General features: G+C 72.8%; 11 protein-coding genes. 6 read left to right on the forward strand and 5 right to left on the reverse strand.

Annotation, left to right across the window (positions count from 1 at the left end; translation table 11 throughout):
• Positions 1 to 146: 146 nt before the first annotated feature.
• Complete coding sequence (locus KIH74_RS19700) at positions 147 to 578, reverse strand: organic hydroperoxide resistance protein (RefSeq protein WP_214157474.1); 432 nt, start codon at positions 576 to 578, stop codon at positions 147 to 149.
• A gap of 106 nt (positions 579 to 684) precedes the next feature.
• Between KIH74_RS19700 and KIH74_RS19705 the strand changes: the two genes are divergently transcribed.
• Positions 685 to 1266 carry a TetR/AcrR family transcriptional regulator gene (locus KIH74_RS19705; protein WP_214157475.1) on the forward strand — a complete coding sequence of 194 codons (582 nt, stop codon included), beginning with the start codon at positions 685 to 687 and terminating at the stop codon, positions 1264 to 1266.
• Positions 1267 to 1299: 33 nt separating this feature from the next.
• The gene (locus KIH74_RS19710) at positions 1300 to 5691 is read left to right on the forward strand and encodes a PDDEXK-like endonuclease domain-containing protein (RefSeq protein ID WP_214157476.1); all 4392 of its coding nucleotides are present in this window, start codon (positions 1300 to 1302) and stop codon (positions 5689 to 5691) included.
• Here KIH74_RS19710 and KIH74_RS19715 read toward each other — a convergent pair.
• Complete coding sequence (locus KIH74_RS19715; RefSeq protein ID WP_214157477.1) at positions 5676 to 6938, reverse strand: DNA polymerase domain-containing protein; 1263 nt, start codon at positions 6936 to 6938, stop codon at positions 5676 to 5678. The two genes, KIH74_RS19710 and KIH74_RS19715, sit on opposite strands and share 16 nt — an antisense overlap.
• A 230-nt stretch (positions 6939 to 7168) precedes the next feature.
• Between KIH74_RS19715 and KIH74_RS19720 the strand changes: the two genes are divergently transcribed.
• The gene (locus tag KIH74_RS19720; protein WP_214157478.1) at positions 7169 to 7423 is read left to right on the forward strand and encodes a helix-turn-helix domain-containing protein; all 255 of its coding nucleotides are present in this window, start codon (positions 7169 to 7171) and stop codon (positions 7421 to 7423) included.
• Here KIH74_RS19720 and KIH74_RS19725 read toward each other — a convergent pair.
• Positions 7420 to 8292 carry an NAD(+)/NADH kinase gene (locus KIH74_RS19725; protein WP_214157479.1) on the reverse strand — a complete coding sequence of 291 codons (873 nt, stop codon included), beginning with the start codon at positions 8290 to 8292 and terminating at the stop codon, positions 7420 to 7422. The two genes, KIH74_RS19720 and KIH74_RS19725, sit on opposite strands and share 4 nt — an antisense overlap.
• Complete coding sequence (locus KIH74_RS19730) at positions 8292 to 9299, reverse strand: SPFH domain-containing protein (protein WP_214157480.1); 1008 nt, start codon at positions 9297 to 9299, stop codon at positions 8292 to 8294. The genes KIH74_RS19725 and KIH74_RS19730 overlap by 1 nt, the downstream gene beginning before the upstream one ends.
• Before the next feature lie 116 nt (positions 9300 to 9415).
• On the opposite strand from KIH74_RS19730, the gene KIH74_RS19735 reads away from it, so the two are divergent.
• Complete coding sequence (locus KIH74_RS19735; RefSeq protein ID WP_308113912.1) at positions 9416 to 10159, forward strand: NUDIX hydrolase; 744 nt, start codon at positions 9416 to 9418, stop codon at positions 10157 to 10159.
• Here the strand turns inward: KIH74_RS19735 and KIH74_RS19740 are convergent, their stop codons facing one another.
• Entirely contained in the window at positions 10160 to 10624 is a 465-nt protein-coding gene (locus KIH74_RS19740) for a GbsR/MarR family transcriptional regulator (RefSeq protein ID WP_214157481.1), read from the reverse strand.
• 102 nt (positions 10625 to 10726) lie between these two features.
• On the opposite strand from KIH74_RS19740, the gene KIH74_RS19745 reads away from it, so the two are divergent.
• Both KIH74_RS19745 and KIH74_RS19750 read left to right on the forward strand, forming a co-directional pair.
• Positions 10727 to 11632, forward strand: coding sequence for an ABC transporter ATP-binding protein (locus tag KIH74_RS19745; protein ID WP_214157482.1), 906 nt, complete (start codon positions 10727 to 10729; stop codon positions 11630 to 11632).
• Positions 11629 to 13200, forward strand: a complete 1572-nt coding sequence (locus tag KIH74_RS19750; RefSeq protein WP_214157483.1) for an ABC transporter permease — start codon at positions 11629 to 11631, stop codon at positions 13198 to 13200. The genes KIH74_RS19745 and KIH74_RS19750 overlap by 4 nt, the downstream gene beginning before the upstream one ends.
• Positions 13201 to 13207: the final 7 nt, after the last annotated feature.

The raw sequence follows: 13207 nt of genomic DNA on the forward strand, positions 1-13207 counted from the left end.
ATCTTTCGGCCCTGTTTCGGCCCGGCACTCCTCTGACCTCCTGCACCCCATCCTCACCCCGCCGGCACGGCAGAAAACGGTGGACGACGACGGGTCTGTCGTCGTCCACCGTTGTGAACAGATCTGCCGCGCTACGTGGCGGGGGTTCAGGCCGGGTCGGTGGTGACGACCAGCTGCACCGGGATGTTGTTGCGCGTGGCGTTGGAGTAGGGGCACACCTGGTGCGCCGTCTGCACGATCGACTCGGCGGTGGCCTGGTCGAGGGCGGGGAAGTTGACCTTCAGCACGACCTCGAGCGCGAAGCCGCCCTGGCCGTTGGAGCCGATGCCGACCTCGGCGGTCACCGAGGAGCCGGTGGTGTCGGCCTTCTGCTTGCCGGCCACCAGGCGAGCCGCGCCGTGGAAGCAGGCGGCGTAACCGGCAGCGAAAAGCTGCTCGGGGTTGGTCTTGTCGCCACCGGGGCCACCCATCTCCTTCGGCACCGCGAGGTCGAGGTCGATGACCCCGTCGCTGGTCTGGGTGTGCCCGCCCCGCCCGTCACCGGTAGCGGTAGCAACAGCGGTGTAAACAGCGGCCATGACGACTGCCTCCAAGAAATCGGACCGATCGTTCTGTCGTGCTGAACACTCTCGCAGCATTCGTTCGGATGTCAAGACGGAACGGTCGGTCCGATAAGCTGAGTGCATGGCAACGACCGTGTCGGCGTCCGGCCGGCCCTCTCAGGCACGCGAGCGCCTGCTGAAGACCGCGTCGGCGCTCTTCTACACCGAAGGCATCCACGAGGTAGGTGTCGACCGCATTCTCAACGAGGCTGAGGTCACACGCTCGACCTTCTACCGGCATTTCCCGGGGAAGGAGGATCTCGTGCTCAGTTACGTCCGTTCGGTGGATGCCTCCATTCGGGCGCACGTCGAGGCCACCGAGCCACCGGGTAACCTGCTCGACGCGCTGATCGACGAGCACACCGAGAAGATCTGCCAGCCCGGATTCCGGGGCTGCGCGTTCATCAACGCCGCCGCCGAGTACCCCGACCAGGCCAGCCCGGTGCGCCGGGCGATCGACGAGCACCGGGCCTGGATGCTCGACGTGGCCACCGAGGCCTTCCGCCGGGCCGGCCACCGCGACCCGGAGCGGGCCGGGCGGCGGTTCATGCTGCTGCGCGACGGCGCCATGGTGTCCGGCTACCTGCACGACCCTCAGGCGGCGCGGGCCACGCTGCGCGAGGGCGTCGACGATCTGCTGGCCACCGGCACGGCGCGTTCCTGACGCCCGGTCCGGCGTCTTTGCCACAATGCAGGCGTGGGTGATCGGAGCGAGATGGTCCTCGACCGCACCCGACGTCTGCTCACCTTCCTCGCCGCGGCCGCCCGGGACGTCACCGTCCGGCCGGTGCGCGACGTGTTCCGCCACGACGGCCCGCCACCGCTGACCCCGGCCGACGTGCCCGGGCACCCCCGGGTCCGGCTCGCCGCACCGGACCGGGCCGCGTGGCTGGAGGTCGGCAAGGTCGCGCCGCCGCCCGGCCCGCCGGCCGTGCCCGGGCGCCTGGCCCCGCACGTGTCCACCGGCGCACACCAGCCGGTGCTGGCCCCCGGCGCCCCGGCCGAGCTGGAGCTGCCGTTCCACACCTGGCTGCGCGACGCCTGGCAGCCCTGGGCCGACGCCGCGTCGTCCACCCGCAGTGCCCGCGCGCTGTACGAACGGCTGTTCACCCTGCACCTGGAGGCCGAGCGCCGGCAGAGCACCCACGAGCTGGTCTGGGGCCATTCCGTTCTGGCCTGGAACCTCTCCGGCGAGGTCGTGCGCCACCCGCTGCTGCTGACCGGCGTGCTGCTGGAGCTCGACGCCGCCACCGGCGCGCTGTGCGTGCTGCCCGACGGCCCGCCCGAACTCCAGCTCGCCCCGCTGGAGGGGCTCGACCTGCCGGTGCTCGCCGAGCTGAACCGGCTGACCGAGCAGGTGGCCGCGGAGCCGTTCGAGGTCTGGGACGAGCCGGCCCGGCAGGCCCTGAACCAGTCGCTGCTGGCGCCGCTGCACCTCGATGCCGGCGTCACCGGGCAGATCCCCGAGCCGGGCGAGGTGCCGGTGATCGCCGACACCTGGGTGCTGTTCCTGCGCCGCCGGCCCACCCGGCACGAGCGGTTCTACCTCCAGCTGGCCGGACGGCTGCGCGACGACGCGGTGCTGCCCCAGGCCCTCGCCGCGGTGGTGGCGGACGACGACGAGCTCCGGGCGGCGCAGGACGAGCTGGGGCAGCTGCCCGGCGACGAGACCTGGCGGCCGGTGGGCGAGCGCCTGCTGATGCCGCTGCCGGCCAACGCCGAGCAGGAGCGCATCGCCCGGCAGCTGGCCCGCGAGCGCGGCGTCACGGTGCAGGGCCCGCCCGGCACCGGCAAGAGCCACACGATCGCCAACCTGGTCAGCCATCTGCTGGCGCACGGCAAGCGGGTGCTGGTGACCGCGCAGAACGAGCAGGCCCTGACCGTGCTGCGCGACAAGATCCCGGAAGACCTGCGTGACCTGTCGATCGCGGTGCTCGGCTCGTCCGGCGGGGCGATGGAGCAGCTGTGGGCCTCGGCGCAGGCGGTGCAGGACATCGCCTCGCAGGTCGACGTGGACGTGGAGACCCGGGCGGTGGCGGCGCTGGAGGCCGAGCTGGACCGGGTGCGCGAGCAGCTGCGCGGCGTCGAGCTGGCCGTGCTGGAGGCGTTGCGCACCGAGGACGCGGAGTGGGACCTGCCGGCCGGGCCGGAGAAGGCGCCGCAGGTGGCGCGCTGGCTCACCGAGCACGAGTCCACGCTCGGTCTGATCCCGGACGAGCTGCCGGTGGAGGCTGTGCCGCCGCTGTCGCCGCCGGAGCTGACCCGGCTGTTCGAGCTGAGCGAACAGTTGCGGCCGGCCGACGTGCACGCGCTGCGCACCTCCCGCCCGCCCGGCGACCTGCCCACCGCGGACCGGCTGGCCGGGCTGACCAGCCGTCTCGACGACCTGCGGCACGACGTGGCCGACTTGGAACAGTCCGGCGTGGTGGTGCGCGCGCTCGACGAGACCGGGCCGGAGCGACTCGCCGAACTGCGGTCGATGACGGACGACGCGAACACCCGCCTGGCCGCGCTGGAGACCCCCTGGTTGCTGAAGATCCGCGCGGAGATTCGGGACTCGGCCCAGGGCGGGCAGACCTGGGCGGCCCGGGCCGAGCAGCTCCGGCAGCGCACCGGCACGGCGAACGAGCTCCAGCGGGCCCTGTTCGGCCACGAGATCGTCCTGCCGGCGGGCGATCCGCACGAGCAGCGCCGGACGCTGCGCGAGCTGGGTCAGAGATTCGCTGCGGGCAAGGCACTTCCGCGGTTCGGCGGGGGCGACCTGAAGCAGTTCCACGCCGGGGCGCTGATCGACGGCCGGCCGCTGCGCACGCCCGAAGACACCGCGCTGGCCCTGACCCGGCTGGAGCTCGCCGACGAGCGGGCCGCCACCCGGCGCATGCTGACCCAGCTGGGGTTCACCGACATCCCGCCCGACGATGCCGATTTTCTGCACCGCGCAACGCTTCTGGCCGAGCAGGTGGCCGAGGCCGTGGACTGGGAGCTGACCCGGCTGCCCGCCCTGCTGACCCGGCTGCGCCCGCTGCTGCCGCAGCTGCGGCCCGACCTGACCACCGCCGACCTGCGTGGGCTGGCCGAGCTGCTGGCAGCCGCGCGGGCCCGGCAGGAGGAACGCGCGGTCACCGCCGAGCTGGCCGGCCTGGCCGCCCGGCTGCGCTCGGGTGCGGAGGACCTGGGCGCCTCGCCGTTGTGGAACACCCTGCGCACGGCGCTGGACCGGCGCGACTGGGGTTCCTGGGGCGGTGCCCTGGCCGAGGCGGCCCGGCTGACGGCCCTCGAACCACTGGCGGCCGACCAGCGTTCTCTGGCCGCCCGGCTGGCCACGGTGGCGCCCGGCTGGTCCGCGGCGATCGTGGCGACCGGCGCCGACCCGGAGGTGGTCGGCCCGGTGTCGCGCGCGGCCCGGGTCTGGCGCTGGCGCACCACCGCGACCTGGCTGGACGAGTTGCTGCGGGCCGGTGACCTGGCCCGGCTCCAGTCTCAGGTGATCGCCCTCCAGCAGCGTGAGCAGGCGCTGGTGCTCCAGCGGGCCCGGCGCGGGGCCGGGCTCGGGCTGCGGCGCAACCTGCGCGACCCCAACCGCCGGGCGCTCGCCGCCTGGTTGCGGGCCCTGGGCAAGCGGGGCAAGGGCACCGGCAGGTACGCCCCGCACTGGGAGAGCGAGGCGCGCCGCTTCATGCCCGGCGCGATGGGGGCCGTGCCGGTCTGGATCATGCCCGTGCACCGGGTGATCGAGAACTTCGACCCGCTGGTCACCGAGCCGTTCGACGTGGTGATCGTGGACGAGTCCAGCCAGTGCGACCTGCTCTCGGTCGGGGTGCTGGCGCTCGGGGCGAAGGCCGTGGTGGTCGGCGACGACCAGCAGACCAGCCCGGCCGCGGTGGGGGTGAACCAGGAGCGCATCATCCAGCTCCAGAACGCGCACCTGTCCGATGTCGGCGTGAAGAGCCTGCTCACGGTGGACCAGAGCCTCTACGCCCTGTCCGAGCTGATCTTCCCGAGCACGATCCTGCTGCGCGAGCACTTCCGCTGCGTGCCGGAGATCATCGAGTTCTCCAACCGCTACTACGACGGCGACATCCTGCCGTTGCGCGAGCCGTCCACCGCCGCCATCGGCGCGCCCCTGCGACTGATCAGAACCATGGACGGCGCAACCACCGGCTCCGCCTCGGGCGACCGGATCAACCGGGCCGAGGCCCGGGCCCTGGTCGAGCAGGTGCTCACCTGCCACCGCGACAGGGCTTACGACGGAATGACTTTCGGTGTCGTGACGGTGCAGGGCTCGGCCCAGGCCCCGCTGATCGAGAACATGCTGCGCGAGCGGCTCGGCCCGGAGGCGTTCGCGCAGCGCCGGCTGCGGGTCGGCAGCCCGGCGGCGTTCCAGGGCGACGAGCGCAACGTCGTCTTCGTCAGCATGGTCGCCGACGACGCCACCTGGGCGGCCACGAAGAACGCCGACAAGCAACGGATCAACGTGGCGGCGTCGCGGGCCCAGGACCAGTTGTGGGTGTTCCACACGGTGGAGCCCGGCCGGCTGCACGCCGACGACCAGCGCCGGGCGCTGATGGAGTACGTCCGCGATGCCGGGTCGGCCACGGTCGAGGCCCACGACCTGGAGGCCCGCACCGAGTCGGAGTTCGAGCTGGCCGTGCTGCGCGAGCTGCTGCGGGCCGGCTACCAGGTGCAGGTGCAGCACCAGGTCGGCCGTTACCGCATCGACCTGGTGGTGGTCGGCCGGTCCGGGCGCCTGGCCGTGGAGTGCGACGGCGACCGCTATCACGGCGCCGACCGCTGGGAGGCCGACATCCGGCGCCAGCGTCAGCTGGAACGGCTGGGCTGGACGTTCTGGCGGATCCGGGCCTCGGAGTTCTACCGCGAGCGCGCTCTCACCGTGGCCACCCTGATCGAGCGGTTGGAGCAACACGGCATCGAGCCGCGCGAGCGCCGGCGGGCCGAGTCGTCCACAGCCGAGTCGTCCACAGCCGAATCGTCCACGGCCGGGTCGGCCCCGGCGGCGTCAGCCACGGCGGAGTCGTCGGCCGGTGCCCCGCCGGACGTCATCGACCTGGATGCTCAGGCCCGGTCCTGAGGCTGCTCGCCGGGTCCGCCACGGATCATCCCGGCCCACGGGTCGTAGGTGGCGAGAAGTTCTTCCTGCGGCGGGCGTTCGGCCTCCGGCACGTGCTGGAGGTTGATCCGGATCCGGTACCACAGCGAGCTGCGGCCGCGCATGCCGTCGACCAGCACGTCGGCCGGCTGGAGCTGCGTGGCCACCTGCGGGTGCCGGGTTCTCCAGACCTCCAGCCACTCCAGGGCCTCGGGCCTGGTGCGGGTGCGGGCGACCTCGATGAGCGGCATGGTCGGCTGCCGCCGCCCCTCCCCCTTCGGCGGCTTCTCCGCGGGGCCCATCTCCCTGGCCAGGGCCAGCAGGGAATCCACTGTGCCGGAAGAGTTCTCGATCCCGGCCCAGGGGTCGCCGAGCTCCTTCCAGCGCGGCAACACGGTGGCCACGGTGAGGTCCTCCATCCGGCAGCGTTCCACGTCGTCCCACAGCAGCGGGGTCGAGACACGCGCGTCGGCGACCGCCCGCACCGACCAGACCGACGCCGTGGTGCGGTCCTTCGCCATCTGGTTGAAATCGACGAAGACCTGCGAGCCGCGCTCCTCCTTCCACCAGCGGGCCGTGGCCAGGGCCGGGACCCGGTGCTCCACCTCGCGCGCCACCGTCTCGGCGGCCAGTCGCAGGTCTTTGAACGGCCGGTCCGGCCGCACCCGGGAGTAGATGTGAAAGCCGCGTGAGCCGGAGGTTTTCGGCCAGCTCTCCAGTCCATGGTCGGTCAGCACCTGACGCACGGTGAACGCCACCTCCACCACCTGCCCCCAGTCCACGCCGGGCATCGGGTCGAGGTCGATGCGCAGTTCGTCGGGCCGGTCCAGGTTCTCGGCCAGCACCGGATGCGGATTCAGGTCGATGCAGCCCAGATTGATCACCCAGGCCAGGCCGGCCGGGTCGCGGATCACGGTCTCCTCGGCGGACCGGCCGCTCGCGTACTTCAGCTCCGCCACCTCGACGAACGGCGGACGTGTGGACGGCGCCCGCTTCTGGAAGAACGCCTCCTCGTCGATCCCCTTCACGAAGCGCTTGAGCACCATCGGGCGGCCACCCGCCCCGCGCAGCGCCCCTTCGGCCACCGTGAGGTAGTAGTGCACGAGGTCGAGCTTGGTGATGCCGACGCCCCCGCCGGGGCGCTGCGCCGTGGGGAACACCATCTTGTCCGGGTGCGTCACCGTCACCTCGTGCCCGGCAACCTCGAGCACCACGCCCTTGTCAGCCATCCGCCCAGGCTAGGCCGCACCAGGGTGGTCCGCCGGGAGAACAACGCCCGGAATCCAAGCACCCGGATGCGCCTTCGCGGCCGCTTTCGTCGTCCATTATTTGACGTTTTGCCCGCATGCTGGAACGGAAAAGCCGATAGCCGAAAGGTTAAGCCGATCGGGTGACGGATGTTCCGCTGTCACTCCGGTGGTGGATGCCCCTGTCCGGCGAAACCTCCTACCGTCCGGACATGCCCACACTCACGGATGTGCTCCCGCGCAACGTCGCGGCCGAGCGCGCCCGGCGCGGGTGGCTCCAGAAAGACCTGGGCCGGCGGCTCGGCTGGAGCGGCACCAAGGTGTCCGAGCTGGAGACCGGCGCCCGGCGGGTGCAGGTGGACGAGCTCGGACCGCTCTGCAAGGCACTGGGTGTGCCGCTGTGGAAGCTCGCCGAGGGCGCCGACCCCGAGGAGCTGGAGGCCCTGGGCCTCACCCCGCACCGTTAGACCAGCGCCAGCCGCGGGCCGGCCACCCGGACCTCGATCTGCTGGCCCCAGGTCAGGTGCAGCCGGTCTGCCTCCAGGCCGTCGCCGAACACCACCAGATCCCCCTCCGCCACCACCGGCAGCGACTCGCCCGGCCGCAGCAGTCCCTGGGTGCGCGTGGTGCCGGTGACCGGCGACGGCCAGGCCTCACGCACGAACCAGATCAGCGAATCATCCAGCCGGCCGGGCAGTTCCGGGGCACCGGCCCGCTCCCGGGCCAGTGAGGCGCACCAGCCGGTGGAGCCGGTCCCGGTGCCGATCAGGATCCCGGACGACGACTGCCGCTCCTCGTGCAGCCGGTAGCGTGCGGACTGGTGCCCGGCGTCGCCGATGTAGAGCTCGTTCAGGGCCCGCAGCGACTGCCCGTCGTCCAGCACCGCCTCCACCATCGCGCGCGACTCGGCCCGCGCCGTTCCGGACGCCACCCGGGGCAGCAGCGCCACGCACTCCGACGCCGAATGCCGCACCAGTACACCCGGATTCACACCCGGCTCGGGATCGACACCGATCACCGGCTGCCCGCTGACGTACTTGGCCACGTTCGCCACCAGACCGTCCTGACCCACGGCCACCACCACGTCCTCCGGGTCGAACCGCAGCCGGGGCAGGTCGGACCGCTCCACCGAGGCCCGCCGCCAGCCCCCCGGCACACCGGCCTCGACCAGGCGCAACGCCTCGTGCAGGGCGTCGTGCCGGCGCTGCACCGAGGCCAGGTCGCGCCCGCGCGAGCGCAGGAAGAACTCGGCCTGCCCGCGGGTGCCGTGCCGGTCGAGCAGCAGGTCCAGCTCGCTGCGCCGGTGCACGAGCACCGCGCGGGGGGCGAGGGCCATCAGGCGTCCCGGTCCGTGCGGGCCAGGGCGCTCAGGGCGCTCGTGATGACGTCGGGGGTCAGGGTCAGGCTGCCGATCTGCGGCAGGTGGGCGGCGGCCTCGCGGGCGGCCAGGGCCAGCAGCACGTCGCGGTCGATGGTCGCGTAGACCGCCATCCGGGCCGCCTCGGTCTCCGCCTCGGCGGCACCGACCATCCGCGTGGTGTCGGCCCGGGCCTCGGCCAGCACCCGGGTCTGCTCGGCCTTGGCCTGGGTCTCGATCTGCCCGGCGGCCGCGGCCTCGGTGGCCCGGCGGCGCTCGTTCGCCCCGCGCTGGGTGACCAGCTGCTCCTCCCGGGTGGCCAGCTCGATCTGCGACTGGAGCTCGTTCTCGCTGATCGCCCGCTCCCGCTCGACGGCCAGGGCGCGGCGCTCGTAGGTGGCCCGGTCGGCCTCCTGCTGCACCTGCTCCCGGGCCGGGGTCTGGAGGGCCCGCTCCACGTCCGCCTCGGGCCGCACGTCGATCACCCGCACGTCCACCACCTCCACACCGGTCTGGAGCAGCCGCTCGTCGCCGGACAGCCCGGCGGCGATCCGCTCGCGCACCCCGGTCATCCCGGTGGCCAGCGCGCCGGTCAGCGGCAGGCCGGCCAGCAGGGCGAGCGCGTGCTGCTGCGAGGCCTCGGTCAGCATCTGCGCGATCTGCTCCAGCGGACGCCCGCGCCAGCGGCCGGTTCTCGGCTCCAGGCCGAAGTCGAGGCGGCGGGCTGCCAGGTCCGGGTCGGCCATCCGGTAGGCGACGGTGGCCTGCACCGTGACGTCCTGGAAGTCGGACGTGCGGGCGTGGAAGAGCAGGCCGAGCTCCCGGTCGTCGATCGGCACCTCGCTGAGGGCGCTGGTCAGGGGGCGGAACCAGAAGGCCTGGCCGGTTCCGGCGTGCACGGTACGGCCCCGGCTGACGTGCACCAGGTGATCCGTCGTGCCGCTGCGGACGTGCCAGACGAAGGGGTAGCGGCGGATCTCGGCCATCGGTCTTCCTCCCGACTTATCGTCACCGTGACGAGTCATGTCGAGATGACGGTAGCCCGTACCTTTGTTATCGTCAACCAGACGAAAGACGCCTCGCGCCGAAAGGACCCACCGCCGTGTCCGACTCCGAGAGCCTCGAGGACTACGACCCCGCGAAATACCCGCCCATCGCGGTGACCGTCGACATCGTCCTGCTGACCATCCGCGACGACAGTCTGGCGGCCCTGCTGATCCGCCGGGGCGGCGAGCCGTTCAAGGGCTGCTACGCCCTGCCCGGCGGTTTCGTGCAGCCCGACGAGACCCTGGCGGCGGCCGCGGCGCGCGAGCTCGAAGAGGAAACCGGCGCCCGCGGAATGCATCTGGAGCAGCTGGGCACCTACGGCGACCCGGGCCGCGACCCCCGGATGCGGGTGGTCAGCGTGGCCTACCTGGCTCTCATCCCGAACCCGCCGGAGGTCACCGGCGGCAGCGACGCCGAGTCCGCCGAGTGGTCGCCGGTGGCCACGTTCCTCGACTCCACCCTGCCCGACGCCCCGTCGCTGCTCGCCTTCGACCACCGCCAGATCCTGCGTGACGGCGTCGAGAGAGCACGCGGCAAGCTCGAATACAGCGGCCTGGCCACGGCCTTCTGCGGCAGCGAGTTCACCGTGGGCGAGCTGCGCCGGGTCTACGAGATCGTCTGGGGTGTCGACCTGGACGCCCGCAACTTCCACCGCAAGGTCACCGGCACCCTCGGCTTCCTGGAACCCACCGGCGAGATGACCACCCGCGGCGGCGGGCGCCCGGCCCAGCTGTTCCGCCGCGGGGCCACCCAGACCCTCAACCCGCCGATCCTGCGGCCGTCGCCGACGGTGTTCTAGTCACCTCTGCCGCTTCCGCTCCCGCCACCGCCCGAGCATCTGGGCCAGCTCGTCCTGCATGAACTCGATGAACTCCTGGCTCTCGCGGATCCGGTGCCCGGCCGGGCTCTCGCCCAGGGCCTGCGCACCCTCGCCCAGGGCCGCGGCCCAGCGGTTCAGCAGGACATCGCGGTTGGCCAGGGCCTCGTACCAGCTCTGCTCGAACACCCGGTAGTGGTCCTTGCGGGCGCCCGGCTCGCGCTCGCGGGCGATCATGTTGACGGTGATCAGATAGCGCACCGCACCCGACACCGCGGCCGGGCTGATCTGGAGCTTCTCGGCGATCTCGGCCGCCGTCAGCCGCCCCGTGTCGGTGGCCAGCAGCAGTACCCACACCCGGGCCGGCATCCGGCCCATCCCGGCGTTCACCAGTTCCTCGGCGAACCGCCCCACGAACCGCATGACCGCATCGTCGTCCTGCGCCAAGACCAAGAACCTGCCCGTCCACGTCCGGAGATGTATCCGTCAGCACCCTGCCCCGCATTTCCAACATTCACAACCTTGTGAAATGTGCGTACGCTCGAAGGCATGAGTGATGCCATCTCGATCGAGGGTCTGATCAAGAACTTCGGCAGCACCCGGGCCCTGGACGGGCTCGATCTGACCGTCCGCACCGGCGAGGTGCACGGTTTCCTCGGGCCCAACGGCGCGGGCAAGTCCACCACCCTGCGCGTCCTGCTCGGGCTGCTCACCCACGACGCCGGCCGGGTGCGCCTGCTCGGCGACGATCCGCGCCGCGACACCGCGGCACTCCACCGCCGCCTGGCCTACGTCCCCGGCGACGTCACGCTCTGGCCCGGCCTCTCCGGCGGGGAGGTGATCGACCTGCTCGGCCGCCTGCGGGGCGGGCTGCACGAGAACCGCCGCGCCGAGCTGATCGAGCGCTTCGAACTGGACCCGACCCGGAAGGGCCGGGCCTACTCCAAGGGCAACCGGCAGAAGGTGGCCCTGGTCGCCGCCTTCGCCTCGGAGACCGAGCTACTGCTGCTCGACGAGCCGACCTCCGGGCTGGACCCGCTGATGGAGAACGTCTTTCGGGAGTGCGTGCAGCAGACCCGGGAGAACGGCCGCACCGTGCTGCTGTCCAGCCACATCCTCAGCGAGGTGGAGCAGCTGTGCGACCGGGTGAGTATCGTGCGGGCCGGGCGCACGGTCGACACCGGCACGCTCGACGACCTGCGCCAGCTCACCCGCACCACGATCGAGGCCGAACTGGACTCCGAACCGGTTGGCCTGGAGGCACTTCCGGGCGTCCACGGGGTCAGCGTGCACGGCTCCGGGCCGGTGCACCTGCACGCCGAGATCGAGCCGGAGGCCCTGGCCGGGGTGGTGCGGCTGCTCGGCCAGGCCGGCACCCGCAGCCTGGTGAGCCGTAAACCCACGTTGGAAGAGCTCTTTCTGCGTCACTACCGCACCGGGGCGGCGGCGTCATGATCACGCTGACCCGCTTCGCCCTGCGCCGGGACCGGGTGAGGCTGACCGTCTGGCTGCTCGGGATCGCCTGCGTCCCGAGCGGTGTCGCGACCACCCTGGCCGATCTCTACCCCGACGTGGCGTCGCGCCGGCCGCTCTCCGCCGATCTGGCGCACAACCCCGGCCTGCTGGCCTTCACCGGTCCGGCCGACAACCTGCTCAGCCTCGGCGGCCTCGTGGTCTGGCGCGGCATGGGCACCACCTGCATCCTCGCCGCGATCATGAACTTCCTGCTGGTGCTGCGGCACACCCGGGCCGACGAGGAGTCCGGCCGTCTGGAGCTGCTGCGCTCCGCCCCGGTGCGCCGGTCGGCCCCGCTCGACGCCGCCCTGCTCACCGCCCTGATCGCCGACCTGGTGCTGGCCCTGCTGATCGCCGCCGGCCTGATCGGTGCCGGGCTGCCCGCCGGCGGGTCGCTACGGTTCGGGCTCGCCACGGCCGCCTGCGGCCTGTTCTTCGCCGGGCTCGCGGCGGTGACCGCCCAGCTCACCGAATTCACCCGCCCGGCAACCGGTGTCGCCGCCGCCGGGCTGGCCACGGCCTACCTGTTAAGGGCGGTCGGGGACTCGTCCGGCCCGCACTGGCTGGCCTGGCTGTCGCCGATCGGCTGGGCCCAGCGGTCCGGGGCCTTCGGTGGTGGCCCATGGTGGACGACGCCGGCCGCGCTGCTCGCGGCCGGGCTCCTCGCGCTGGCCGCCCGCCGCCTGGAGGCCCGGCGCGACTTCGGCGGGGGAATCGTGGCCTCCCGGCCGGGTCCGGCGCGGGCCACCCGGCTCGGCTCCTCGTTCGCCCTGGCCTGGCGACTCCAGCGCGGCACCCTGCTGGCCTGGACGCTCGGGCTGGCCGGGTTCGGCCTGGTGTCCGGCGGCCTGGCCGAGGGCGTGGGCGGGCTGGTCGACGACTCGCCCCAGCTGGCCGACGTGCTCTCCGCACTGGGCGGGGAGCAGTCGGTGGTCGACTCCTACCTGGCCACCGTGTTCGGCATCTACGGGCTGCTGGCGGGGGCCTACGCCGTGTCCGCGCTGCTGCGGCTGCGCGCCGAGGAGACGGAGGGCCGGGCCGAGGCGCTGCTCGCCACCCCGGTCGGCCACCTGCCCTGGGCCGCGGGCCACCTGGCGATCGCCCTGGGCGGCGTCGCCGTGATGCTGCTCGCGGCCGCACTGACCACCGGCCTCACCTACGGTCTGGCCGCCGGTGACCTGGGCGGCGCGCTGCCCGACGCGGTGCGGGCCGCGATCGGCCAGATCATCGCCGCCTGGGTGTTCGCCGGGCTCGGCCTGCTGCTGTTCGGGCTGCTGCCCTCGGCGGCGCCGGGGGCCTGGGCCGCGATCGCCGGGGCGGCCGTGCTGTATCTGCTCGGGGACGCCCTGAACCTGCCGCAGGCGGTGCTGGACGTGAGCCCGTTCACGCATCTGCCCGCCCTGCCCGGCGGCGATCCGTCCGTCACACCCTGGCTCTGGCTGCTCACGATCACTGCCCTCCTGGCCGGAGCCGGGCTGACCGCTTTGAACCGGCGTGACCTGCACTAGACACTAG

This window comes from Kineosporia corallincola, assembly GCF_018499875.1.
Lineage (GTDB): Bacteria > Actinomycetota > Actinomycetes > Actinomycetales > Kineosporiaceae > Kineosporia > Kineosporia corallincola.